The organism is Saccharopolyspora shandongensis, from assembly GCF_900106995.1.
Taxonomy (GTDB): domain Bacteria; phylum Actinomycetota; class Actinomycetes; order Mycobacteriales; family Pseudonocardiaceae; genus Saccharopolyspora; species Saccharopolyspora shandongensis.
In genome coordinates, this window is the sequence record NZ_FNOK01000008.1 from 216,581 (window position 1) to 240,376 (window position 23,796).

Genomic DNA, 23,796 nt, shown 5'->3' on the forward strand with positions numbered 1-23,796 from the left:
GCCCACCTACGACACTTGCACCGCCGCGGGTCCTCAGAGGCTTCCTGGCGAGGACGGCCCTGACGCCGTGTATCGGACATACATCAGGAGGGGCACCCACAGACCAGGGAGCCTCTGAGGTTCCGCCACCCGCACCGCCACGCAAATCGAGGTTGGAAAAACCTTATTGAGACTTCCGGAGCAATGGTCACGACTCCATGCGGTAAAGTCTCAAACCGGTGAGAACTTTGCGACCAGCCGACCTCGCGCGCGAGCACGGCATCTCGACCCAGGCGGTCCGCAACTACGAGCGGGATGGGTGCCTCCCGCCCGCCGAACGCACGCACAGCGGCTACCGGGTCTACACCGAGGTGCACGCGGCAGCCCTGCGCGCCTACCTCGCCCTCGTCTCGGCGTACGGCCACGCGGCCGGCGGCCAGATCATGAACGCGCTCCACGACGACGCGCTCGACTACGCCCTGCTGATCATCGATCGCGGCCACGGCCAGCTGCTCCGCGACCGCGAAACCCTCGACGCGGTGCGGAAAGCCGTAGATCACCTGACTGCGGAGCCTGATGCCGCGCCGGACCAGCCGGAAACCGCCGTGCCCCTGAACATCGGCGAACTCGCGCACCGGCTCCGCGTCACGCCCGCGACCCTGCGCAACTGGGAGGACGCCGGCGTCCTCGTCCCCGCGCGGGACCCGGCCACCGGATACCGCCGCTACCGCGCGAGCGACATCCGCGACGCCGAGCTCGCCCACCTCCTCCGGCGCGGCGGCTACCCGCTGGGCCACATCTCCACCGTGGTCCAGCAGATCCGGACGGCCGGCGGCACCGAGGCGCTGTCCCGCGCCCTGGCCGACTGGCAGCGCAAGCTCACGGCGCAGGGCCGCGCCATGCTCGACGCGGCCACCCACCTCAGCCGCTACCTGGGCCTGCTCGACGAATCCCGGTCGGCACCAACCACTTCCTGAGGCACGCCCGCTGACCCGCGCCGCCGGGCATCGGGATGCGGCGGGTTGCTCCCAGTCGTTGCAGCCCGATCTCCATGTGGCGTTCTGTCCACGCATGCTTGCGGATTCGCGTCAAGCGGGTGCCGTCCGCGACATGCCGGTGACGTCCAGGTGACCGGCGTACTCCCCGGTTTCCGCGTAGGCCCGCATCAGTTCGAAGATCTCCTTCGCCCGGCCCGGCCCCCAGCTCAGCACCGCCTCGTTCGCCGAGCTCAGCACGAAGTTCAGGATGATCACGTCGCGCATGACGAGGAACTCGTCGAACCGGGCCATCGCCGGGGGCAGCTCGCGCACCGCGCGATATCCGCGCAGGTATCCCGCCGCGAACCGGGCGTAGGACCGCGCGTCGCAGACGCGCAGCACGGAGGAGAGCACCGTGGCGATGTCGAGGGCGTAGTAGCCCCACCCGCAGTCGTCGAAGTCGATGACCGCCGTGTCGCCGCCCGGCGTGCGGACCAGGTTGCCGCGGTGGAGGTCGGCGTGGCTCAGCCCCCAGTCCGCCGGGGTGCGATCGGGCATCCGGTCGCCGACCATCGCCGACACCCGGCCCAGCAGATCCAGCTCCGCCCGGTCGAGACGGGCGCGCGCCTTCGGATCCGCCAGCGCGGCGCCGCCGGTGAACACGTCGTCGAAGTTCCAGGACGGTCGCGCGAATTCCGCGGGCGGGCGGTACCGGTGCGCGTGATCGTGCAGCCTCGCGGTGAGGCGGCCGAGTTGCTCGGCGACGCCCGGGGACGAGTACGACGGCGCCGTCGTCCCCGGAATCCACTCGAACACGACCGACGTCACCGGCTCCGGCCAGCCGGCGAGCGGCTGCGTGATCACCCGCCCCTCCCCCGCGGATTTCGGTACCAGCACTACTTTTTCCGACGCGAGCGCAGCCAGCCAAGCCAGTTCCGAGCGCTGCTCCTGCGGGCTCCGGCCGTGCCGCACGGACATGCGCAGGACGTACTTCGCGGAACCGGCGTCGACCAGGAAGACGGCGTTGTCCTCGTACTGCACGAGCCGGATCCCGCGCGTTTCGACGCCGTGGCGTTCGAGGGTGGGAAAGGCGAGCTCACGCAGCCGCTTGAGCTGAGATGAACGGGCGAGCGACTCGAACGGGCGGGCCATTTCGCCAAATTAGCACCGCGAACGACACCGAGATCGGATTCCGGTCGGCGGCAACGGCCTTCCTGCGCGCCCCGGCGGTCGCACGCTGGTGTTCATGAGCGACCAGCCGCTGATGAAGCACCTCGAGGTCACCGTGGAGCCGTCGCAGCCCGCCGGGTGATCACGGCCGCGGCACCTCCAGAACGTCCACAGTGGAGCCGACGGGCAGACCGCCGGGCGGGACCACCGCGAGGCCGTCGGCGAGCGCGAGACCGCGCAGCATCGCGGGACCGTCGAAGGGAAGCGGCGCGACCGCGTTCTCGCGGAGCAGCACCGGCAGCAGCCTGGTGCTTCGCGGATGGCCGAGCAGCTCGACCGAGACCGCGACGCGTCGCGGCTCCGCGTCCGGCCGACCGCTGAGGCGGCGCAGCAGCGGCAAGGCCAGCGTGACCGTTCCCGCGACGGCCGCGAGCGGGTTGCCGGGGAGCCCGACGAGGCGGCGGTTCCGCCCGTCCGCGGCTGGCGGAAGCTCCGCGAGCAGCATCGGATGCCCTGGCCGCACGGCCACGGAGTCGACCAGCAGCCGGGCGCCGGTCTCGGCGAGTGCTGCGTGCAGGAAGTCGACCGGACCGGCGGCGGTGCTGCCGGTGGTGACCACGACGTCGGCCGGTGAGTGCCGAATCGCGTCGTGCAACAGCTCGAAGTCGTCGGCGATCCGGCGCCGGCCGATCACGTCGCCGCCGCATCGCAGCAACGGCGGCAGCAGTGGGCTCAGCGCGTCGCGGACCGCGCCGCTGCGGGGCAGACCGGAGTCCAGCAGTTCGTCACCGAGCACCAGCAGCTCCACCGTCGGGCGCCGGTGGACGACGAGCCGGTCGTACCCGGCCGCCGCGGCCAGGCCCAGCACGGCGGGCGTGACCGTCGTACCGGCGGGCAGCAGCGGCTCGCCCGAGCGGCATTCCTGACCCCGGGGCCGGACATCGCGGCCCGGGGCGGGCGGGCTCGGCGCGCGGTCGAACAGGATCCGGGCCGACTTCTCCACCTCGCCGTGCTCGCTGCGCAGCACCGCGATCGGGCCGGGTGGCAGCTCGGCGCCGGTCGCGATGCTCACGGCGGTGCCCTCCGCCAGCGGTTCCGGCCGCCCGCCGGCCAGCACGCCGGTGCCGCCGAGCCGCCACGGCCCCGGCCCGGCCACGGCCCAACCGTCCATTGCGGACGTGTCGAACGGCGGCAGGTCGGTGAGCGCGACCAGCGGTTCGGCGAGGGCGTGGCCGAGCGCGTCGGCGAGCTCGCGCGCAACCGCGGGCAGCGGCTCCCCGGCGTCCCTGGCGGCGTCCCGCGCCTGCCCCCAGCTCTTCGCGGGCGCCTCGGCGCCGATTCGTGCAGCGAGATCCATCTGATTCCCCGCCCGGTGCGCCGCCGACGGAACGCCTGGTGCGGTTCGCAATTCTCGGCGATGCGGAAATCCCGGTCGGGCACCAGTTTCCGGTACCGGGTCCGAATGGTCAAAGCGGAGGCCCCTACCAGCCGATAAGCGATGCCTATCACCGATCGCACCGGGGTCGATAAGCGGCGCCTATCAGATCATCGCCGCTCCCTCTTTGACTTTCTCCCGCCGGTCCCGAACGCTGAAAAGCGCGGCGGAATTCCGAAACGGACGAGGGGTTGTCACGCCATGAGCAAGATCGAAGATCCCGGTGCGGACGCCCTCTCGGTCACCCCGCCCAAGACCTGGGCCGCGGGACTGCCCGGCGTGGCGCACGCCGTGGAGTACTCGCTGGGCCAGACCTCGGTCAGGCGAACCATGCTGACGCTGCTGAACCTCAACCAGACCAAGGGAATCGACTGCCCCGGCTGCGCGTGGCCGGAACCCGGCCCGAAGCAGCGGCACCTCAACGAGTACTGCGAGAACGGCGCCAAGCACGTCAACGACGAGGCCACGTCGCGCCGGGTCACCGCCGACTTCTTCCGGCAGCACCCGATCTCCGAGCTCGGCGCCAAGTCCGACTACTGGCTCAACCAGCAGGGCAGGCTCACCGAGCCGATGGTCAAGCGCCCCGGGTCGGACCACTACGAGCCGATCAGCTGGGACGACGCCCTCGGCCTGCTCGCCGACGAGCTGCGCGCGCTGGACTCGCCGGACGAGGCGCTGTTCTACACCTCGGGCCGGCTCAACAACGAGGCCGCGTTCCTGCTGCAGCTGTTCGCGCGGGCGTTCGGCACGAACAACCTGCCCGACTGCAGCAACATGTGCCACGAGTCCAGCGGTGCCGCGATGCAGCAGACGCTGGGCATCGGCAAGGGCAGCGTGAGCCTGGACGACATCCACGAATCCGACCTGATCTTCGTCGTCGGCCAGAACCCCGGCACCAACCACCCGCGGATGCTGTCCGCGCTGGAGGAGACCAAGCGCAACGGCGGACAGGTCGTCGCCGTGAACCCGTTGCCCGAGGCCGGGCTGATCCGGTTCAAGAACCCGCAGAAGGCCCGCGGGATCGTCGGCCGCGGCACCGCCATCGCCGACCAGTTCCTGCAGATCCGCCCCGGCGGCGACCTCGCGCTGTTCAAGGCGCTGAACCGGCTGCTGCTGGAGGCCGAGGACGCCGCCCCGGGCACCGTGCTCGACCACGAGTTCATCCGCGCGCACACCACCGGCTTCGAGGAGTTCGCCGAGCAGGCCCGCCAGGTCTCGTGGGACGAGGTCCGCGCCGCCACCGGGCTGTCCCGCGAGGAGATCGAGCAGGCCCGCGACCGGGTGCTGGCCAGCAGGAGCGTCATCGTCTGCTGGGCGATGGGCCTGACGCAGCAGAAGCACGGCGTCCCCACCATCCGCGAGATCGTCAACTTCCTGCTGCTGCGCGGGAACATCGGCAAGCCGGGAGCCGGAGCCTGCCCGGTGCGCGGGCACAGCAACGTGCAGGGCGACCGCACCATGGGCGTCTGGGAGCAGATGCCGCAGTCCTTCCTGGACGCGCTGGGGCGGGAGTTCGGCTTCACCCCGCCGGCCGAGCACGGCTGGGACTCGGTGGATTCCATCCGGGCCATGCTCGACGGCCGGGCCAGGTTCTTCCTCGGCGTCGCCGGGAACTTCGTGCGGGCCACGCCGGACAGCGAGGCCACCGAGCGGGCGATGCGCGGGTGCCGGCTGACCGCGCACATCTCGACCAAGCTGAACCGCTCCCACGCGGTGTGCGGCGAGATCGCGCTGATCCTGCCGACGCTGGGGCGCAGCGACCGGGACATCCAGTCCGGCGGCGAGCAGTTCGTCACCGTCGAGGATTCGATGAGTGTGGTGCACGCCTCGCGCGGTCGGCTGGAACCGGCCTCGGAGATGCTGCTCAGCGAGGTGGCGATCCTCGGCCGCCTGGCGCGGCTGACGCTGGGCGCAGATCCCGACATCCCGTGGGAGGAGTTCGAGGCGGACTACGGCACGATCCGGGACCGCATCTCACGGGTGGTGCCGGGCTTCGAGGACTTCAACGCGCGGGTGGCCCGGCCGGGCGGGTTCGCGCTGCCGAACCCGGTGAACAAAGGGGTCTTCCGCACGCCCAGCGGCAAGGCGGTCTTCACCCGCAACGAGTTCGAGATGCTGAGCGCGCCCGAAGGGCATCTGGTGCTGCAGTCGCTGCGCTCGCACGACCAGTGGAACACCATTCCGTACGCGCCGAACGACCGCTACCGGGGCATCCACAACGCCCGTCGGGTCGTGCTCGTCAACCCCGTCGACCTGGACGCGCTCGGGCTCGCCGACCGCGCCGCCGTGGACCTGGTGAGCGTGTGGCACGACGGCGTCGAGCGGCGGGCGCGGGACTTCCGCGTCGTCGCGTACCCGACGACGCCCGGTTCCGCCGCCGCGTACTACCCGGAGACCAACGTCCTGGTGCCGCTGGACAGCGTGGCCGACATCAGCAACACGCCCACCTCGAAGGGAATCGTGGTCCGGCTGGAACCCCGCTCCTGACACCACCGGAACGTCCACATCGGATCGATCCGATGTGGACACCACGTCGTGCCGGGATCGCCCGGTGAAATCGAGGAAAGGACGCGACGATGGGCCGAGTGACCGTGCGACGGCCGGTGCTGCGCATCCGCGACGGAGTGCGATCGCAGCGGCCGGACACCCTGACGGCCGAGGAGCCGATGGAGATCCGGGTCGGCGGCCGCCCGCTCACCGTCACCATGCGCACCCCGGGGCACGACTTCGACCTCGCCGTCGGATTCCTGGTCAGCGAGGGCGTCATCGGTTCGGCCGACGACGTGACCTCGATCCGCTACTGCGCGGGCGCCACCTCCGACGGCGGCAACACCTACAACGTCGTCGACGTCGCCCTCGCTCCCGGTGTCGCACCGCCGGATGCGTCGCTGGAGCGGAACTTCTACACCACGTCGTCCTGCGGGCTGTGCGGCAAGGCGAGCCTGGACGCGGTGCGCACCACGACGACCTGGCCCCTCGGCGAGGACTCGCTGCGGATCGACCCGTCGACGCTGGCCGTCCTCCCCGACCGGTTGCGGGAAGCCCAGCGGGTGTTCGACAGCGCCGGCGGCCTGCACGCGGCCGGGCTGTTCACCGCCGACGGCCGGCTCACCTGCCTGCGCGAAGACGTCGGGCGGCACAACGCGGTGGACAAGGTCGTCGGCGACGCCCTGCGCGCGGGCCGGCTGCCGCTTCGCGACTCGGTCTTGATGGTCAGCGGCAGGGCTTCCTTCGAACTGGTGCAGAAGGCGGTGATGGCCGGGATCCCCGCGCTGGCCGCCGTGTCCGCACCGTCCTCGCTGGCCGTGGACCTGGCCGCGGACGCCGGGCTGACCCTCATCGGCTTCCTGCGCGGCACCTCGATGAACGTCTACAGCGGCGCCGAGCGGCTGCGGCCGGACCCGGTGCCGTGAGGATCACTCCAGCGCGCCTGCCACGTCCACCGACCGCGCGACCTCGATGAACGCCCGGCCCATCACCGATCCGGGCTCCCGCGCGGTCGTCATCAGGCCGACCCGCGCCTCGTGCTCCGGGGCCACCAGCGGAACGGCCTGCACCCCGGTCGCGTCGCTGATGGCCCGGGCGAACGGGGCGGGCACGATGCTGGACCACCGTCCCATCGCGACGTGCGCGCACAGGCCCGCAATCGAGTCGGTTTCCAGCTGCGGGACGGGCGAAATCCCGACCTCGGCGAAGACCGCGTCCAGGGTGCGCCGGCCGCGCATCGACGGCGTCAGCAGGCACAGCGGCACCCGCCCGGCCTCCGCCCAGGTCACCGACTCGCGGGCGGCGAACTCACCTTCGGCCGGCGTCAGCAGCACGTACCGCTCCCGGTACAGCGCGACGCTGACCATGCCGGCCGCCTCGGCGTCGGCGAGGTAGGCGATCGCGACGTCGAGCTCGAAGTTCTGCAGCCGCCGGAAGATCTCGTCGGTGGGCAGGTCCGCCATGACCTGCACGCGGGCGAGCGGGTGTTCCGCGCAGAACCGCGCCGTGAGCAGCGGCACCGCCGGCGCGGCCGTCGGGATGACGCCGATCGACAGCTGACCGGTCAGCCCGGTGCGCAGGGCGCTCACCTCCAGCCGCATCGAATCCCGGTCGGCCAGGATCTTCTCGGCCCAGCGGACGATGCGTTCGCCTTCCGGCGTCAGGCCCTGGAAACGGCGCTCGCGGCGGATCAGCGGGACGTCGAGTTCCTCCTCCAGCTTCCGAATCGCCTCGGACAGCGCCGGCTGGGAAACGGAGCACGCTTGCGCGGCCCGCACGAAATGCCGTTCGCGCGACAATGCCACCAAGTACTCGAGCTGCCGGAAGAGCATTCTGTTCACCTAACGCCAGAGGACCGCGGAACATCCTATCCCGGGATGCGAAAGCCGCGTATCGTCGCATGCACACGGCGTCCCGGCGCGCAAATAGGTGCGACCTATTTCGAAATCGAAAATGTCTCTTTGACTTTCCCCGAATGCCCGGCGGAGAATTCGACCGGTGCCGATTCGGCGAAGGCGGAACGGCACCGCGGAAAACCCCGACTCGTAATGCCCGACACAGGCTCGCGGCCGGCGCGGCCGCGCAGCGCGGAAGACCGGGAGGTGGGCCGTGCCGACTTGGCGGGTGCGCGATTTCCACGACGACGACCTGGACCAGGCGATCCACATCTGGGACCAGAGCAGGGAGGGCGGCGAGCCGGCGTTCTCCGCCGCCGAGGTGGTGTCGCTCGCGCGGGCCGGGCACCCGGCCCTGGTCGCGGTGGTGCAGCAGGACGTCGTCGGCATGGCGGCGTCGAAGGTGGAGGGCGACCGGGCCTGGCTGGCGATGTTCGCCCTCGACGCCCGGTGGCGCAACCGCGGCATCGGCAGCGCGCTGCTGGCCGAGCTGGAGAAGAAGCTGCGCAGCGCGGGGGTGCACCGCATCGCCAGCCTGGTGTCGGAGGGGGCCGCGGGCTTCCGGGCGATGGAGAACTCCGGCTACCGGCCCCGCACCGACCTGACCTACTTCGAGAAGGTGCAGGAGCTCGACCCCGCCGACTTCGACGTCCTCGAACACCTCGGCGGCAGGCTCCTGCCGCCCGGCGGCTGGGACGCGATGGCGGGCATGCGGCGGGAGAAGGACGTCATCGAACGCCGGGTCGTGCTGCCGATCTCGCACCGCGAGCAGGCCGAGCGCCACGGGGTCCTGCCGCCCAAGGCGATCGTCCTGTTCGGGCCGCCGGGCACCGGCAAGACCAGCTTCGCCAAGGCGATCGCCTCCCGGCTGAAATGGCCGTTCGTGGAGCTGTTCCCGTCCCGTCTCGCCGCGGCCTCCCCGGACGGGCTGGCGACCTCCCTGCGGGAGGTGTTCGCGGAACTGGAGGAACTCGACGACCTGGTGCTGTTCATCGACGAGGTCGAGGAGATCGCCGGGACCCGCTCCAGCCCGGCGGCGGGCCCCGCGCACGGCGTGACCAACGAGCTGCTCAAGCTCATCCCGGGATTCCGCGAGCACGACCACCGCCTGCTGGTCTGCGCCACCAACTCAGTGAGCTCGCTGGATCCAGCCTTCCTGCGGCCGGGCCGGTTCGACTACCTGATCCCGGTGGGGCCGCCGGATCCGCCCGCGCGCCGGGCGATCTGGTCGCGCTACCTCGGCCCGGCGCGCGGCAACGTCGACCTGGACCTGCTGGTGGAGCGGACGGAGCTGTTCACCCCGGCGGACATCGAGTTCGCGGCGCGCCAGGGCGCGCAGACCGCGTTCGAGCGCGACGTGCTGCACGAGCGCGGCGACCTCGCGACGACCGACGAGTACCTGCAGGCGATCGCGGACACCCGCCCCACGCTCACCGCGGAGGCCATCACCGAGTTCGAGCGCGACATCGACGCGTACACCAGGCTGTAGAGGCTGCTTTCGAACCCGTTGGCGCAGTGGTGAGTCGTCGTTGGCCGGCGCGGAGTGAACGGCCCGTTCGCCTCGACAGGCGAGGCGAACAGTCCGTTCGCCTCACCACCTCGAAGCCACCAGCCGATCGACCACGACCCTGCGGCACCACATCCAAGACAGCCTCTGTGGCACCGGGGCCGGTCGAATGCGGCGTCGGCCGCATCCCGCAGCAGGCCCGGCCACAACTTCCGCAGGGGCCGCTACCCGCACCAGTACGCGGAGCCGATTCGGAAATTTCCCCTTAGAGTCGGCCACTTGGGAGGTGAGCACCACGATGTCGAGCCCCGAATCGACCGATGCAGTGCCGCAGCCGGTGCTGGCGCCGTTGACGCCTTCGGCGATCTTCCTCGTGCTCTCGGTTTCGGCCGGCGGCGAGTCGCAGGTGCGGGATGCGCTCGGCGATCTCGCGGCGCTGCAGCGCGCGGTCGGTTTCCGCTACCCCGAGGGCGGGCTGACCTGCGTGGCCGGGATCGGATCGCAGGCGTGGGATCGCCTGTTCTCGGGGCCGCGCCCGGCGGGCCTGCATCCCCTGCCGGAGTTCGTCGGGGCGAAGCACCGGTCGGTGTCCACGCCGGGCGACGTCCTGCTGCACATCCGGGCCAGGCAGGAGTTCCTGTGCTTCGAGCTGGCGGCGCAGATCTTGGCGCGGCTGCGGGGCGCGGTGACGATCCTCGACGAGGTGCACGGCTTCAAGTACTGGGACGAGCGGGACCTGCTGGGGTTCGTGGACGGCACCGAGAACCCGACCGGGGTGGCGGCGCGGGCCGCGGTGGCGGTCGCGGCGGACGAGGACCCGGATTTCGCCGGCGCCAGCTACGTGGTCGTGCAGAAGTACCTGCACGACCTGGTGGCGTGGAACGAGCTGCCGATCGAGGAGCAGCAGCGGGTCGTCGGCCGCACCAAGCTCGACGACATCGAACTCGCCGACGACGTGAAGCCTGCCGACTCGCACGTCGCGCTGACGACCATCACCGCCGAGGACGGCAGTGAACGGCAGATCGTGCGGGACAACATGCCCTTCGGCGAGTTCACCGGGGGCCGGTTCGGCACCTACTTCATCGGCTACGCCGCCGACCCCTGGGTCATCGAGCAGATGCTGACCAACATGTTCGTCGGCGCGCCGGCGGGCAACCACGACCGGATCCTGGACTTCTCCACCGCCGTGACCGGATCGCTGTTCTTCGTGCCCACGCTGACGTTCCTGGAGCAGCAACCGCCGGAACCGACCGGAACGCCGACCGCCGGGGCGTCGCTCGGCATCGGGAGCCTGAAGGGAAACCCGCCGTCATGAACAACCTGCACCGCGAACTGGCGCCCATCTCGCAGGCCGCCTGGGTCGACCTGGAACAGGAAGCGCGCCGCACCTTCGCACGGCACGCGGCCGGCCGGCGGGCCGTGGACGTGTCCGAGCCGAAGGGCGACACCTTCGCCGCGGTCGGGACCGGGCGCAGCACGCGCATCGACGCACCCGGCCACGAGGGCCTGCAGGCGGGGTTGCGGGAGTCCCTGCAGGTGCTGGAGTTGCGCGTGCCGTTCCGCGTCTCCCGGGACGCCGTCGACGAGGTCGAACGCGGTTCCCGAGACGCCGACTGGCAACCCGTCAAGGACGCGGCCCAGCGCATCGCGCAGGCCGAGGACCGCGCGATCGTCGACGGGTTCGAGGCCGCCGGCATCACCGGCATCCGCGCCGGTTCGTCGCACCGGCCGATTCCGCTGCCCGCCGACGTGAGCGGGCTGCCGGGCGCGGTGGCCGAGGGCCTGGCCGCGCTGCGGCTGGCGGGCGTCGACGGCCCGCACGCGTTGCTGCTCGGCGCGTCCGAGTACACGGCGGCCGCCGGAGCCACCGAGGCCGGGTATCCGCTGATCGAGCACCTGCAGCGCATCCTCGGCGGAGACGTTGTGTGGGCGCCGTCGATCAGCGGCGGCTGCCTGCTGTCGACCCGGGGCGGCGATCACGACCTGTTGCTGGGGCAGGACCTTTCGATCGGCTACCTGTCGCACGACGCCGAGGGAATCGACCTGTACTTCGAGGAGAGCTTCGCGTTCTTGCTCAACACGCCCGAGGCGGCGATCGCGCTGGCCGCCGGCCAGGACGGCTGAGATCTCACTCGTTCAGGTGAAATCGTCGATCGTCGGCCATTGTGGACGGACGCCATCGGCTGCTCTGAACCGCCCACGCCGGTCGGCGCCCCCAACCCGCCGCTGGGCGCAACCCCGGCATGATCACCGGCGCCGGCATCTCTGCCACCGGTATGAACCAGTGGCAGAGATGAAGGGACCTCACGAAGCGCGCCGGGCCGGGAGCCTGCCACGCCCGGCGCGCCTCGGGAGGTTCCGAAGGCTGGGCTGACGGGGAGGTCGGCCTCGAGAACCACGGGTCGGGGCGAGTGACAGAAGCAAATGAGCAACAACGCGCAATCACGAGGAAGAAGGGTGGCCGCCGCGAAGACAGCGACAGCCCGGTCTGGTCGCTGCTCAGCAACGCGCAGCAGGACTGGGGCGCGACCCTCCTCGTCGTCGCACCGCTGGTCCCCGTGCTGCTGACCGTGGTGCTCATCCACGGCAGCCTGTCCGCGGCCATCCCGTGGCTGACCGGGATCGGCGCCATGTTCGGGATGTGCCGCTACGCCAAGACCCGGACGAGCCGGAACGCCGATCCGCCGAACCAGCAGACCTGACCGCGTCCCCGGTCAGGCGAGCGCCGCGTACCACTCCCCGATGCTCGTCACCTCGGCCTGCCGGGCGAACACCTTGCCGATGAGCACCTCGTGGACCTCGGGATCCGGGTCGTAGCAGCCGTCGGAGAGCACCGTGAGCCGGTAGTCGAGGTCGGCGGCCTGCCGCAGTGTGGACAGCACGACGCCGCTCGTGGCGATCCCGGTGAGCACGAGGTGGTCGATGCCGGCCGACCGCAGCACCAGCGCCAGGTCGCTGCCGGTGAAGGCGCTCACCCGCTTCTTCGTCACGACGACTTCTCCCGGCCGGGGCGCGACGTCGGGGTGGATCGCGGCGCTGGGGTCGCCTTAGACGAACGCCCCGGGCGGCAGCGCGCTGAAGGTCTTGTTGCGCGGGGCGCATTCGGGGTGCCCTGCGCGGAAGCCGAGCACCACGTGGATGACCGGAATTCCGGCACCCCGCGCGGCCTCGACCGCATCGACGAGCCGCGGCAGGTAGCGCTCGTCCTGGACGCGGCTCACGCGGTGTTGGACATGGGGGACGATCCTTTCCGGGTGGTCGGGTTCATGCCGGTGCTCCGCCGGTTTCCCGCGCGGCGCCGATGCGACCGAGCGAGCGATCCGCCAGGGTCACCGCGAGGAACGCGATGGCGGTGCCGAGCATGAACCAGCTCAGGTGGTGCAGCCCGGCGGTGTCGGCGCCGTGGGAGAAGAAGGCACCGCCGACGGCGGAGGCGATGATCGCGCCCAGGTAGCCGGAGGTGCGCAGCAGGCCGGACGAGGAACCGATGCGATCCGGATCCGCCTGGTGGTAAACGGAATTCTGCAATGCGAGGTTGTTCAGCCCCTGCGGCACGCCAAAGACGCCGGCGACGATCAGCAGCAGCCAGAACGGGCTGCCCGAGCCGAGCGCGAGCAGCAGGGCGCAGGCGACGACCTGCCCCGCGGCGCCGATCATCAGCTTGGTCCGGACTTCCTTGCGCCGGCCGGCGAGGATCGAGGCCAGGATCCCGATGCCGAACAACGGCAGCTGCGCGATGCCGGCCTGCGCGGCGGAAAGCCCGCGCCCCTCCTCCATCCACTGCGTGCAGCCGTAGAGGAAAGAGTAGGCGACGACGTAGGCGAGCAGCGCCCGCACGTAGGTCAGGACCAGCGGCACGTTCCCGCCCAGCAGGCGCAGGTCGATGAACGGCGCCGAGGTCCGCAGCTCCCGCACCGCGAAGGCCGCACCGGCGACCACCGCCGCGACGAGCAGGTACCAGCGGTCGACGCCCGGGTTCATCAGGAACAGCAGCAGCGACACCAGGTTCACCGCGAACAGCGCCATGCCCGGCAGGTCGAGCCCGCGTTCGGCGCGGTCGCCGGGCCGCGCAGCACTCTTCGGCAACCGCAGCGCGCCGAGGACCAGTCCGAGGGCCGCGAGCGGGATGTTGAGCGCGAGCGTGGCGCGCCAGCCGCCCAGCCCGATGAGCGCTCCGCCGAGGCTGGGCCCGATGACCGCGATCGTCTGCGTGGCGATCGCGATGGCGGTGAGCACCCCGGCCGGGCTGTCCTTCCCGGTGCGCTCGGCCTCGCCGCGGATCAGGTGCATCGCGGCGGGGTATCCCGCGCAGGTTCCGAACCCCAGCACCACCCGCGCGACGACGAGCACGCCGAGGTTCGGCGCGAGCGTGCCGATGACGCCGGCGAGCCCGGTCAGGAACGCGCCGACGAGGTACAGGCGACGCGGGCCGTGCAGGTCGATCAGCCTGCCCGCGACCGGCTGGCCGATCGCGGTGGCCAGGTACAGCGCCGCGATCAGCCAGGCCGTCTCCGAAGGCGGCGCGCCGAACGCGACCCCGATCGGCACCAGCGCCACCGCGACGATCGAGGAGTTGACCGGGTTCAGGATCGACCCGACGATCATCGGCGCGAGCAGCTTCCGGTCGAAGCCCGCCGGGGAAGCCGTCCGCCGGATCATGACTCGGTGATCTTTTCCAGCAGCACCAACGCTTTCAGCACGGTCTGCCGTTCCCGCTCGGTGTAGTTGTCCTGCAGGGCCCGGGCCAGCCACTCCTCCCCCGCGCGGCGCTTGTCCGCGAGGAACAGGTGCCCGGCGTCGCTGACGGATACGAGCTGCCTGCGTCCGTCGTTGGGATCCGCGCGACGCTCGATCAGGCCGCGCTCGTCCAGCACGTTCAGCGTCGCGGCCATCGACTGGTGCCGAACGCCTTCCGCCGCCGCCAGGTCGCTGGTCGACGCCGGGCCCGACCTGTCGAGCCTGTTCAACGCCGACATCTGCGACGGTGTCAGCCCTTCGGCGTCGTATGCCTGCCTGAACCGCCGCCGCAGGCGGCCCACCGCGGTCCGCAGCTCGCGCGCGGTGCGGACCGCCGACTCCGACACGGCGTCGCCCATGGCCACCACCTCCAAATTACGCAGTTGAAACTGTACAGTTCAGACTGCACAGATTTCAACCGCGCGGAGGGGCGCACCGATGCTCCTCCTCGCCCGGCCGTCGAGGAGGAGCACCGCCGTGCGGGACGGGAACCATCCCGCCCACGTATGAATTCCCGCTTCAGAACCAGTTTTTCGACCGCAGCTCGTACCACTGCCCGCACCGCGACTCCACGCGGCGGCACGCCCGCGCGAGCCGGTGCCGGTACCGGCCCGCGCCGACGACCAGGCCGGCCAGGACCCATGCCGCGGCCACCGCCCCCGCGACAGAAATCCACACCGGCATCACCTCCGCTGGCTATCTCACCGGGATCCGTCGGCCGCGACCGGCTGCTTCGGCGCATCCGCCCGCCCGTGGTCCGCGCGCAGCGCGAAGGCCGACAGGCAGCTGACGCCGACGAGCAGGAACGCGCCCGCCACGACCAACATCGGGACGAGGAGCTGGTAGGCGAAGCCGAGACCGCCGAGCACCGCGATGGCGATCGTCATGCCCACCTGCCTGCTGGTGTTCAGCAGGCCGGACGCGGCCCCGGAGATCTCCGGCGGGCACAGGTGCATCGCCTCGGCGCTGAGCAGGGACGCCAGCAGGCCGGATGGCACGCCGATCAGCGCGGTGGCCGCCAGCGTCGCGCCCAGCGATCCGGTCACCGACAGCACGGCGACCGACGCACCGCCCACACCGCCGATCAGCGTGGCGGTCAGGATGATCCGGCGCCGGACCCCGGGCGTCACCCGGCTCGCCAGCAGGTTCCCGCACAGCCACGCCACGCAGCACGGCAGCGCGGCGTAGCCCGCCTGCTCGGCGTTCAGCCCGTGCTCCTGCTGCAGGAAGAGGGCCAGGACCAGCAGCGAACCGTAGGACCCGATCTGGTAGAGGCCCCCGGAGAGGATGACCAGCAGGTACGGGCGGTGGGTGAACAGCGCGCGCGGCACCAGCGGCGTCGTGGCCTTCGCCTGGGTCAGCGCGAGCGCGCCCAGGGCCACGGCGAAACCGACCAGCGCGGCCACCACCACGGGGTTGGCGAACGACGAGTGCGCGCCCTCGATCAACGAACCGGCGAGGAACGTCAGGGCGAGGCAGAACAGCAGCTGCGGCAGCACGGTGAAGCGGCGCTCCGGAGCCGCTACCGGGTCGCGGAAACCGCGGATCAGCACCAGCGCGAACGCACACACCGGGATGTTGACCAGGAACAGCCACTGCCAGCCCACGAACTGGGTGATCAGGCCGCCGGCCAGCGGTGCGGTCGCGATGGCCACACCGCCGACCACGCCCCAGCCGCCGATGGCGCGGGCGCGCCGGGTCAGGTCGGGGATGCCCTTGGTGAGGATGGACAGCGTCATCGGCAGCATGAAGCTCGCGCTGGCGCCCTGGAGCACGCGCGCGGCGATCAGCTGCCAGCTCGACATCGGCAGCGCGCACAGCAGGGAGGCGACGGCGAACACGGCCGTCGACACCCGGTACACGCGGGCGACGCCGAAGCGGTCACCGGCGACGCCCGCCGTCAGCAGGAAGACGCACAGCGGAATCGTGTAGGCGTCGAGGAACCACTGCTGTTCGGCCTGCGACGCCTGCAGGGACGCGGTGATGCTGGGCAACGCCACGTTCACCGAGGACGCGTCGAAGGCGACGAGGAAGTTCCCGATGCTGACGGCCACCACACCGGCGGCCGTCAGCCGGGACGCATAACTGCTTTCGTTCATCAGGAGAGTTCAATCCGTTCCGGCCGCGCCACTTCAGACGCCGACCACGGTGGCGCGGTCCGCGCGCTCGCGGATGACCTCCAGCGCGGTGGTCTGAACGTCGTTCAGCCGCACCATGTCCGCGTAGAACGCCTTGATCTGCGCAGCGAGCCGGTCGTACTCGACGCGCTTCTGCTGGTACAGCTCGTCCATCTGCTCGGCGAGGCGGACGTAGATCTGCTGGATCAGCTCGTCGTCCTTGAGCATGACCGGGTCCGCGCCGGCCTCGGCGAGGATCTGCTTGATGTAGACCGGGAACAGGCCGATCCGGTTGAGGAAGTAGTCCACCGGCCGGGACACGCCGAGGTAGTCCGGCACGTTCACGATGCCCGCGTTCTCGTTCTCCACCAGGAAACCGCTCACCGCACGGTACGGGTCCGGGGTGGCCAGGAAGACCTCCTCGGAGAGCCGCGCGGCGGCGGAGAGCTTCTCGATGTCCAGCTCCGCGGCCTCAACGGTGATGTTGCGCTCGGCGAAGACGGTGGCGATCGACTCCAGCTCGGCGAGCCCGGCCCGGTTGCCGACGCCGGCGACGCCACCCTCGATCATCTGGAAGCCGTGGAAGACCGACACCAGCGAGTTCGCCGTGCCGATGCCGCGGTCGTTGTGCCCGTGCAGGTAGAAGTTGAAGTCCGGGTTGTCGTGCACCAGGTTGGCCGCCAGGATCGCGGTCGCGTCCGGGAGCAGGGTGCCGACGGAGTCGTTGATCCGGACCAGCGAGATCCCCTGCTGCCGGCAGCGCTCGATCTGGTCGTTGAGGTGGGCGTACTTGTCCTCGTCAACGGTGCCGGAGAAGGCGTTGAGCAGGCTGGACCGCAGCCGCCCCACGCCGATGGAGCGCAGCCGCTCGGCGACCCGTTCGAACAGCTTGTTCTCGCTGTCGATCTCGATCATGCCGATGCTGACGTACATCTCCTTGAGGTACTCGCGCGGAATGTTGCGCTCCAGCTGTTCGCACAGCGGTTCCCACGTCTTCAAAGTCAGGTTGAACGAGAATTCCGTCTGCTCCGGAATCCTGCCCATCAAGTACTTCGCGTCCAGCACGTTGCGCACGAACGCCGCCTCGGTGATCCCCGAGCCGACGTCGATGTCGGTGACACCGGCGCCGGTGACCGCCTCGATCAACCGCAGCTTGCGCGAATCGTCGGCGCCGAATGGAGCACGCTCACCACCCTCGCGAAGCGTTTCATCCGAGATCGCTCGAATTGAAAAGTCGTTGTAACGCGGCTGATGTCCCTCCGGAAACGACAGCATGAAGCCGATCCCTTTCAGGTGGTTGGAGTAGGCGGTCACCGTTGACCGCAGGCGACGTTACATCGCACCCGTTCGGACATCTAATTAAACTTTCTAATGGTCTGATCAGAACCGATTGTTCCGCGCCTGCCGCCCGAGGGCGGCGGACAGCTCCACCGGCTCCGCGAGCCCGTGCCGGCCCGCCTCGGCGGCGACGAATTCGACGAACCGGCGGATCAGCGGGCTGCTGTCGCTGTTCAACCAGGCCAGGGCGATCTCGCCGGTCGGGCGCCGGCCTGCGAAGGGCCGGTAGACGGCGCCGCCGACCGCGGTGCGTTCGGCCAGCGAGCGGTCCAGCACGGCGACTCCCGAACCCGAGAAGACCGCGTCGATCACGTTGGCGTAGTCGGGTTCGACGGAGGTGATCTCGGGCACATCGTCGCCCCAGATCTGCTCGACGACGCGATCGTAGAACTCCGGGCCACTGTCCCGCTGCCACATCACGACCGGCTGCGCCCGGAACTCCTCGCGCGTCACGCGATCGCGGGCGGCCAGCGGCGAATCGGCGGGAACGACGGCCACGAGCTCCTCTTCCCCGATCACCCGGCAGTCGATGTCCGGGAGACCCGGAGGGGTGCGCACGAAGGCCACGTCGGCCTTGCGCGAGCGGAGCGCGGCGACGTTGTGCGACGCCCACCCCGCGATCGTCACCACGTCGACCTCGGGATGTTCGCCGCGGAACTCCTCGACGAACCGCCGCTGTCCCAAGTGGACACCGGACCTGCTGTACAGCACGCGGATCCGGCCGGAACTCCCGCCGGCCACCTCCCGGATCGTCCGGGCTATCCGCTCGGACCGCCGGAGAATGCACGTCGCCTCGCCCAGCAGGATCTTCCCGGAGTCGGTGAGGCGGACTCCCCGCCTGCTCCGGACGAACAGCTCCGCGCCGAGGAGTCGCTCCATGGAGCGGATGCCCTGGGAGAGCGCCGACTGCGTGACGAACAGCCGCTCGGCGGCCCGGCCGAAATGCAGCTCGTCGGCGAGCGCGATGAAGTAGACCAGATTCCGGGAAATCAGCGGATTGGTTAACCTCTGCGTCTCATCCCACAACTCGGACATGCTTCGGCACCCTTTCCCCGCGATGGCCGTGAAATGAACCCCAGCCGACGAGATTACCGCACCGGCCGGATGCTCCGAATATTGCAGCCGAAGCGCGACGACGCCCGAGCCACATCCGCCGAATAGAGCATCCCAGACGACTGGACGGCGGCCGCGAATCCGGCGATCAACGCAGTTCCCAACCGTTGTCCGATTTTGCCGGACAGTGCGCGGATTCACACTTTCCACGAAATGGAAACGCCCGGCCTCGGCAATGTTCCGACCCGTTGCGACATTCAGGTAGAAAATCTGCTCGTTTCGATAAATCCGCTTGAGTTCGACACCGGACCGCGCCCGCCGATCTGCGCCCCAGCCGTCCGGGCGGCGTTGTGCGGATGTTTCAGCTGTCCCGCGACGTTGCCGCGGGGCGCATCCGGAAGGCGACGATCAACGCGAGGACGACGACCACGGCCATCGCCAGGAACGCATCGGAGTAGGCAGCGCCGTCCTGGCCGCCGTAGAAGGGATTGATGGCGCTGCTGCCGCTCTCCAGCCTCGCAGCGACCAGCACGCCGAACAGGGCCGGGCCGGTGCCGGCGCCGAGGAACTGCGCGCCCTGCAGGATTCCGAGGCCGACGCCCACCTGGTCGCCCGGCAGCGCGCTCGCCGCGGCGCTGATGATCGGCGTGATCACGAAGATGAAGCCGACGCCGAGCCCGAGGATGCCGATCCCGGCGGGGATCACCGACGCGCCTCCCGTGGCGGTCGAGAGGAACAGGGCGAACACCCCGATCGTCGCGAGCCCGGCCAGCACCAGGGGCCGGGTGCCGATGCGGTCGGCGAGGCGGCCGATCAGCGGCGAGAGGACGGCGACGGCGACCCCGGCCGGGATCATGACCAGGGCGCCCGCGCCCGGGGCGAGGCCGTTGACGTCGACCACCAGCAGCGGGACGAAGACCAGGCCGCCGAGGTTGACCGCCATGGCCAGGAACGCGACGACGACCGCGGCCCGGTAGACCCGGTTGGCGAACAGCGCGGGCGGGACGAAGGGCTGTGCGACGCGAGCGGTGCGCCACCCGAACAACGCGATCGCCACGACCGCGATCAGGAGGCTGCCCCAGGACGACGGCGCGCCGAAGCCCGCGACCTGCGCCTGGGTGATGCCGTACAGGACGAGTCCGGCGCCGAGTCCCAGCAAGACGCCGCCGAGGAGGTCGAAGCGACCCGCCCCCGCCGGGGGTTCGCCCGGCAGCACGCGCAGCGCCAGGGGAAGCAGCACCAGCGCGACCACGAGCACGAGCCAGAACAGCGCAGGCCAGCCGAGGAACTGGCCGAGCCCGCCGCCGAGCGCCGGGCCGACGGCGGTGCCGATGCCCGCGGCCGCGGAGACGACGCCGATGCCCATCCCCCGCTCGTCCTCCGGTATCAGCCTGGTGACGGAGATGATCGCCAGCACCGGTATCGCGGCCGCCCCGACGCCCATCACCATCCGCCCGAGCACCAGCACGAGTAGTTCCGGGGCGAACGCGCAGATCAGGCTCCCGACCGCGTAGGTCACCAGGGCGAAGGCGAAGAGGCTCCGCAGACCCAGCCGGTCGGAGAGGCGGCCGTAGAGCGGGATGCCGACCGAGAACATCAGCAGGAATCCGGTGACGACCCAGGCCAATTCCGCCTCGGACGCCCCGAACTCCGCGCCGATCGACGGGAGCATGAGGTTGACCATGTCGCTTGCGGTGACCGTGACGAGGATCGCCGGCATGAGCACTGCCAGCAGGGCACGTCCGGAGCCGGTTCGTCCCGGCTCGATCGACGTGGATGTCATTCGACGCACTCCTCCGCGAGATTTACCGCTACCACCACGGTTGCAGTTTGGGTAAAAAAGAACGACGGAGGAGTCCGCCTCCGTCGCTGTCCGGCTCAGCTGTTCCGCAGGGCGACCTCGCGCTCGCAGGCCAGCACCTTCCGCGCCAGGTCGGCGATGGTCGTCCGGCCGAGCCGTTCCTCCATCGCCCGCTCTGCGTCCCGGAACTCCGCCTCCAGCAGGTCCTGCATGTTGCGCCCCACTTCGCACTCCGCGCTGGGCGGATGGGGATGCCGCGACAGGACCGGCCCCGCCTCGACGGCGGCGTACGCGTCGTAGAGCGTGATCTCGCGCGCGGCACGAGCCAGCGACCACCCGCCGCCACGCCCCTCGGTGGACGCCACCAGGTCGGCATCCCGGAGGCCACCCAGGATGCGTCGCACGAGAACCGGGTTGCTCGCCAGGCTTTCCGCGATTTCCGCCGAGGCCAGCGATCGGTCGTCCCAGCGCGCCAACATCGTGAGCGCGTGGATCGCGACCGCACTCCTGCTGCTGAGACCCACCGCAACCCCCCTCGCGCGAACCACGGCAACCGCCGAACTGCAACAAAATTAGTTGCAGTTCGATTACCTGTCAATTCCTCCGCGGCCACTGCTCGCCGACCGACACCTCCGTCCACAATGGATTACGGACGGACCCGGCCCGGATCGGACGATCCGGGCCGGGTCCGTCCGCCGATCAGCTCGACAGGGCGGCGAACATGCCGGGGTCGTAGGAACCTCCCCGCGTGCGCGTGATCACGCCGAGCCGGTTGGCGGCGTTGATCATGGCGACCAAGGAGACCAGCGCGGCGACCTGGTCCTCGTCGTAGTGCTCGCACACCTCGGCCCAGGTCTCGTCCGACACTCCGCCGTGGGCGTCGGCCAGCCGGGTGCCCTCCTCGGCGAGCGCCAGCGCGGCCCGCTCGGCCTCGGTGAACACGGTGGACTCGCGCCAGGCGGCGACCAGGTTGAGCCGGACCGCGGTCTCGCCGGCAGCCGCGGCCTCCTTGGTGTGGACGTCGACGCACCAGCCACAGCCGTTGATCTGGCTGGCGCGCAGTTCCACCAACTGCTGGAGGGCCTTGGGCAGCGACGACTCCTGGATCGCCAGGCTGACGTTGTAGATCCGCTTGCCGACCTTGGCGCCGATCTTGTTGGTCATCAGGTTGATGCGGGGTTCCATGGCTTCGTCCTCGCTCGTGCGGTGGCGTGCCGCGCGGATCGTTCGCGCGGCGTCTTGACGACCATGGAGATGTCGGCGACCCGCTCCTTGTGACAGCGCGGCGGTGTGATGCACGACACCGATCACGGGTGTCACAAAGCGGCCGGGACCGGCGCCTTGTGCGTGTGGCAGGGTCGAGGACGAACGGACAGGAGCCGGCGATGAACGAGCGCAGCGAGCGAACCACGGACACGGCCGAGCCGCTCGCGCGCGGCGACCGCATGGGCGCCGCCACCGAGGGGTTCGTAGCCCACCGCAACCTGCTGTTCACCGTCGCCTACGAGCTGCTCGGCTCGGCCGCCGACGCGGAGGACGTCCTGCAGGAGACCTGGTTGCGGTGGGTGGACGTCGATCTCGACGCGGTGCGGGACCAGCGCGCCTTCCTGGTCCGGATCGCCACGCGCCAGGCGCTGAGCCGGCTGCGCTCGCTCGGCCGCCGCAGGGAGTCCTACGTCGGCCCCTGGCTGCCCGAGCCGCTGCTCACCGCGCCCGACGTCGCCGAGGACGTCGAGCTGGCCGACAGCGTCTCGATGGCGATGATGCTGGTGCTGGAGACGCTCGCGCCGACCGAGCGGGCGGTGTTCGTGCTGCGCGAGGTGTTCGACCTGGCCTACGACGAGATCGCGGAGGCCGTCGACAAGAGCCCGGCCGCGGTCCGCCAGATCGCGCACCGGGCGCGGGCGCACGTCGCCGCGCGCCGCCCGCGCGGGGCCGTTTCCCCGGCGCAGGCACAGGACGCGCTCACGGCGTTCCAGCGGGCGGTCGAGACGGGCGACCTGCAACGCCTGCTCGACACCCTCGCGCCGGACGTCGTGCTCCTGACCGACGGCGGCGGGGTCGTGAAGGCCGCGTTGGCGCCCCTCGTGGGGGCCGACGCGGTGGCCCAGGTGCTGGGCAAGATCGCCGCGGCGTCGCTGCGCCCGGCACAGGTCAACGGGCACCCGGCGCTGCTCGTGCGGCACAACGGCGAGCTCGACACGGTTCTGGCGGTGCGCATCGACGACGGCCGCATCGCCGGGCTCTACGCCGTGCGCAATCCCGAGAAGCTGTCGCACATGGTCCGGGAAACCGCTCTGCGGCGCTGAATCCGGCAGCAGCGGTTCAGCCGCCGTGCTCCTCCGGGAAAGGCACGCCCGATGCCCGATCGACCGCGCTCCTTTCGCCGGCAGGCCCTTTCGGGAACCGGTGGGGTTCCCGGATCGCCCGCAATGCTCGCCGGAGCCGCATGAGCTCCGGCGTCGGAGTAGAACCGAATTGTCCTCAATGGATCCGACCAGATACAGCTACCTGGGCTCGGCCTTCTACAACGGCCAGCAGGGCACCGAGCTGCACGTGATCCCGGGCCCGGGCTTCTACACCTCCTGACGACGGCGAAGAGGGGCGACCGGGCGGCCCTTCTTCGTTCCCGCCACCGGATGTCTACGACGCCGAGAGCACTGTTCCAGTCGAGCGGGCCGCCAGGCATGTCGATCTCGATGCGTGGTCCGTCGCCAGTGCCACCACGCGCAGCGGGCGACTCCGATCGGGCTTTCCAGGCGGATGGGCGAGTTTCAGGCGGCGGGTAGTGGGAGGCGTACCTCGAAGCAGCAGCCACCCGGGACGTTGCGCACCGACACGTCCCCGTTGTGCGCCTGCACGAGGCCCTGCACGATGGCCAGGCCGAGACCGCCGCCACTGCTACCGCGGGTCCTCCGGTCCTCCCCCCGCCACCCCATGTCAAACACCGACGCCAGGTCACCTTCCGGGATCCCCCCGCACTCATCGCTCACCGAGACGGCCGCCCAGCCGGCGAGCACGCGGATGTCCACCGTCACCGTCGAACCCTCCGGGGCATACCGGATCGCGTTCCCCAGCAGATTGTTGAACACCCGCGTGAAAGCACGGTCGTCCACGTTGACCACGACCGGCTCGACCATCCTCGCGCTCAAGCTGATCCCCCGCTCACCGGCCACCACTTCCAACGCCGCCACCTCATCGCTGACGAGGTCGTCCAGCGCCACCAACCGCGGAGCCAGACGCAGCGTCCCGGACTGGATCCGCGACAACTCGAACAGATCGTCCACCATGTCCGACAGC

22 protein-coding genes and 1 pseudogene are annotated in these 23,796 nt (G+C 70.5%); 8 read left to right on the forward strand and 15 right to left on the reverse strand.

Features of this window, described 5'->3' with window-relative positions:
- Window positions 1–218: 218 nt before the first annotated feature.
- Complete coding sequence (locus BLW84_RS11610) at window positions 219–956, forward strand: TioE family transcriptional regulator (protein WP_093264825.1); 738 nt, start codon at window positions 219–221, stop codon at window positions 954–956.
- 111 nt (window positions 957–1,067) lie between these two features.
- On the opposite strand, the gene BLW84_RS11615 is transcribed toward BLW84_RS11610, so the two are convergent.
- Window positions 1,068–2,108, reverse strand: coding sequence for a phosphotransferase enzyme family protein (locus tag BLW84_RS11615; RefSeq protein WP_093264828.1), 1,041 nt, complete (start codon window positions 2,106–2,108; stop codon window positions 1,068–1,070).
- Window positions 2,109–2,268: 160 nt separating this feature from the next.
- On the reverse strand, window positions 2,269–3,483 hold the full coding sequence (locus BLW84_RS11620) for a molybdopterin molybdotransferase MoeA (RefSeq protein WP_093264829.1): 1,215 nt from the start codon (window positions 3,481–3,483) through the stop codon (window positions 2,269–2,271).
- Between the two features lie 279 nt (window positions 3,484–3,762).
- On the opposite strand from BLW84_RS11620, the gene BLW84_RS11625 reads away from it, so the two are divergent.
- Complete coding sequence (locus tag BLW84_RS11625; RefSeq protein ID WP_093264831.1) at window positions 3,763–6,048, forward strand: FdhF/YdeP family oxidoreductase; 2,286 nt, start codon at window positions 3,763–3,765, stop codon at window positions 6,046–6,048.
- 89 nt (window positions 6,049–6,137) lie between these two features.
- Window positions 6,138–6,974: a formate dehydrogenase accessory sulfurtransferase FdhD gene (gene fdhD / locus BLW84_RS11630; RefSeq protein ID WP_093264832.1), complete on the forward strand. Its 837-nt coding sequence runs from the start codon at window positions 6,138–6,140 to the stop codon at window positions 6,972–6,974.
- Window positions 6,975–6,977: 3 nt separating this feature from the next.
- Here fdhD and BLW84_RS11635 read toward each other — a convergent pair whose 3' ends face one another.
- On the reverse strand, window positions 6,978–7,880 hold the full coding sequence (locus BLW84_RS11635; RefSeq protein ID WP_093264834.1) for a LysR family transcriptional regulator: 903 nt from the start codon (window positions 7,878–7,880) through the stop codon (window positions 6,978–6,980).
- Window positions 7,881–8,157: 277 nt separating this feature from the next.
- Here BLW84_RS11635 and BLW84_RS11640 point away from each other — a divergent pair, with 277 nt between their 5' ends.
- From BLW84_RS11640 to BLW84_RS11655, 4 genes are all read left to right on the forward strand, one after another.
- Window positions 8,158–9,432 carry an ATP-binding protein gene (locus tag BLW84_RS11640; protein ID WP_093264836.1) on the forward strand — a complete coding sequence of 425 codons (1,275 nt, stop codon included), beginning with the start codon at window positions 8,158–8,160 and terminating at the stop codon, window positions 9,430–9,432.
- A gap of 316 nt (window positions 9,433–9,748) precedes the next feature.
- Window positions 9,749–10,765: a Dyp-type peroxidase gene (locus BLW84_RS11645; RefSeq protein WP_093264887.1), complete on the forward strand. Its 1,017-nt coding sequence runs from the start codon at window positions 9,749–9,751 to the stop codon at window positions 10,763–10,765.
- Window positions 10,762–11,574 (forward strand): family 1 encapsulin nanocompartment shell protein, encoded by an 813-nt coding sequence (locus BLW84_RS11650; RefSeq protein ID WP_093264837.1) that lies wholly within the window; start codon window positions 10,762–10,764, stop codon window positions 11,572–11,574. Before BLW84_RS11645 ends, BLW84_RS11650 begins: the two co-directional genes overlap by 4 nt.
- A gap of 287 nt (window positions 11,575–11,861) precedes the next feature.
- Entirely contained in the window at window positions 11,862–12,152 is a 291-nt protein-coding gene (locus BLW84_RS11655) for a hypothetical protein (protein ID WP_093264839.1), read from the forward strand.
- Window positions 12,153–12,164: 12 nt separating this feature from the next.
- On the opposite strand, the pseudogene BLW84_RS49000 reads toward BLW84_RS11655, so the two are convergent.
- The 11 genes and pseudogenes from BLW84_RS49000 to BLW84_RS11700 all read right to left on the reverse strand — a co-directional run.
- Window positions 12,165–12,485 (reverse strand): annotated as a pseudogene (locus BLW84_RS49000) (cysteine hydrolase family protein); the annotation flags it as partial.
- A 12-nt stretch (window positions 12,486–12,497) separates the two neighbouring features.
- The gene (locus BLW84_RS49005) at window positions 12,498–12,671 is read right to left on the reverse strand and encodes a cysteine hydrolase family protein (RefSeq protein WP_245761080.1); all 174 of its coding nucleotides are present in this window, start codon (window positions 12,669–12,671) and stop codon (window positions 12,498–12,500) included.
- A 43-nt stretch (window positions 12,672–12,714) separates the two neighbouring features.
- Window positions 12,715–14,109, reverse strand: coding sequence for an MFS transporter (locus BLW84_RS11665; RefSeq protein ID WP_093264840.1), 1,395 nt, complete (start codon window positions 14,107–14,109; stop codon window positions 12,715–12,717).
- Entirely contained in the window at window positions 14,106–14,546 is a 441-nt protein-coding gene (locus BLW84_RS11670) for a MarR family winged helix-turn-helix transcriptional regulator (protein WP_093264842.1), read from the reverse strand. Before BLW84_RS11670 ends, BLW84_RS11665 begins: the two co-directional genes overlap by 4 nt.
- A gap of 160 nt (window positions 14,547–14,706) precedes the next feature.
- Window positions 14,707–14,865, reverse strand: coding sequence for a hypothetical protein (locus tag BLW84_RS47400; protein WP_177226405.1), 159 nt, complete (start codon window positions 14,863–14,865; stop codon window positions 14,707–14,709).
- A 23-nt stretch (window positions 14,866–14,888) separates the two neighbouring features.
- The gene (locus tag BLW84_RS11675) at window positions 14,889–16,286 is read right to left on the reverse strand and encodes an MFS transporter (RefSeq protein ID WP_093264843.1); all 1,398 of its coding nucleotides are present in this window, start codon (window positions 16,284–16,286) and stop codon (window positions 14,889–14,891) included.
- A 33-nt stretch (window positions 16,287–16,319) separates the two neighbouring features.
- Window positions 16,320–17,579, reverse strand: coding sequence for a beta/alpha barrel domain-containing protein (locus BLW84_RS11680; RefSeq protein ID WP_093264889.1), 1,260 nt, complete (start codon window positions 17,577–17,579; stop codon window positions 16,320–16,322).
- 105 nt (window positions 17,580–17,684) lie between these two features.
- Window positions 17,685–18,677, reverse strand: a complete 993-nt coding sequence (locus BLW84_RS11685; protein WP_093264845.1) for a LysR family transcriptional regulator — start codon at window positions 18,675–18,677, stop codon at window positions 17,685–17,687.
- Between the two features lie 379 nt (window positions 18,678–19,056).
- Window positions 19,057–20,478 carry an MFS transporter gene (locus BLW84_RS11690; RefSeq protein WP_093264846.1) on the reverse strand — a complete coding sequence of 474 codons (1,422 nt, stop codon included), beginning with the start codon at window positions 20,476–20,478 and terminating at the stop codon, window positions 19,057–19,059.
- A 95-nt stretch (window positions 20,479–20,573) separates the two neighbouring features.
- Window positions 20,574–21,020 carry an Rrf2 family transcriptional regulator gene (locus BLW84_RS11695; protein WP_245761081.1) on the reverse strand — a complete coding sequence of 149 codons (447 nt, stop codon included), beginning with the start codon at window positions 21,018–21,020 and terminating at the stop codon, window positions 20,574–20,576.
- A gap of 175 nt (window positions 21,021–21,195) precedes the next feature.
- Complete coding sequence (locus tag BLW84_RS11700; protein WP_093264849.1) at window positions 21,196–21,681, reverse strand: carboxymuconolactone decarboxylase family protein; 486 nt, start codon at window positions 21,679–21,681, stop codon at window positions 21,196–21,198.
- A 200-nt stretch (window positions 21,682–21,881) separates the two neighbouring features.
- On the opposite strand from BLW84_RS11700, the gene BLW84_RS11705 reads away from it, so the two are divergent.
- A complete protein-coding gene (locus tag BLW84_RS11705) occupies window positions 21,882–22,805 on the forward strand; it encodes an RNA polymerase sigma-70 factor (RefSeq protein WP_093264851.1) in 924 nt (307 codons plus the stop codon).
- Window positions 22,806–23,270: 465 nt separating this feature from the next.
- Here BLW84_RS11705 and BLW84_RS11710 read toward each other — a convergent pair.
- Window positions 23,271–23,796, reverse strand: a 526-nt coding sequence (locus tag BLW84_RS11710; RefSeq protein ID WP_143060926.1) for a sensor histidine kinase, incomplete at its 5' end; no start/stop codon positions are given.

Coding starts and splice junctions, on each gene's coding strand:
- BLW84_RS11615 (WP_093264828.1), bottom strand. CDS start 2,108: ATGGCCCGCCCGTTCGAGTCGCTCGCCCGTTCATCTCAGCTCAAGCGG.
- BLW84_RS11635 (WP_093264834.1), bottom strand. CDS start 7,880: ATGCTCTTCCGGCAGCTCGAGTACTTGGTGGCATTGTCGCGCGAACGG.
- BLW84_RS11690 (WP_093264846.1), bottom strand. CDS start 20,478: ATGACATCCACGTCGATCGAGCCGGGACGAACCGGCTCCGGACGTGCC.
- BLW84_RS11705 (WP_093264851.1), top strand. CDS start 21,882: ATGAACGAGCGCAGCGAGCGAACCACGGACACGGCCGAGCCGCTCGCG.
- BLW84_RS11700 (WP_093264849.1), bottom strand. CDS start 21,681: ATGGAACCCCGCATCAACCTGATGACCAACAAGATCGGCGCCAAGGTC.
- BLW84_RS11685 (WP_093264845.1), bottom strand. CDS start 18,677: ATGTCCGAGTTGTGGGATGAGACGCAGAGGTTAACCAATCCGCTGATT.
- BLW84_RS11625 (WP_093264831.1), top strand. CDS start 3,763: ATGAGCAAGATCGAAGATCCCGGTGCGGACGCCCTCTCGGTCACCCCG.
- fdhD (WP_093264832.1), top strand. CDS start 6,138: ATGGGCCGAGTGACCGTGCGACGGCCGGTGCTGCGCATCCGCGACGGA.
- BLW84_RS11650 (WP_093264837.1), top strand. CDS start 10,762: ATGAACAACCTGCACCGCGAACTGGCGCCCATCTCGCAGGCCGCCTGG.
- BLW84_RS11620 (WP_093264829.1), bottom strand. CDS start 3,483: ATGGATCTCGCTGCACGAATCGGCGCCGAGGCGCCCGCGAAGAGCTGG.
- BLW84_RS11680 (WP_093264889.1), bottom strand. CDS start 17,579: ATGCTGTCGTTTCCGGAGGGACATCAGCCGCGTTACAACGACTTTTCA.
- BLW84_RS11665 (WP_093264840.1), bottom strand. CDS start 14,109: ATGATCCGGCGGACGGCTTCCCCGGCGGGCTTCGACCGGAAGCTGCTC.
- BLW84_RS11670 (WP_093264842.1), bottom strand. CDS start 14,546: ATGGGCGACGCCGTGTCGGAGTCGGCGGTCCGCACCGCGCGCGAGCTG.
- BLW84_RS11645 (WP_093264887.1), top strand. CDS start 9,749: ATGTCGAGCCCCGAATCGACCGATGCAGTGCCGCAGCCGGTGCTGGCG.
- BLW84_RS11675 (WP_093264843.1), bottom strand. CDS start 16,286: ATGAACGAAAGCAGTTATGCGTCCCGGCTGACGGCCGCCGGTGTGGTG.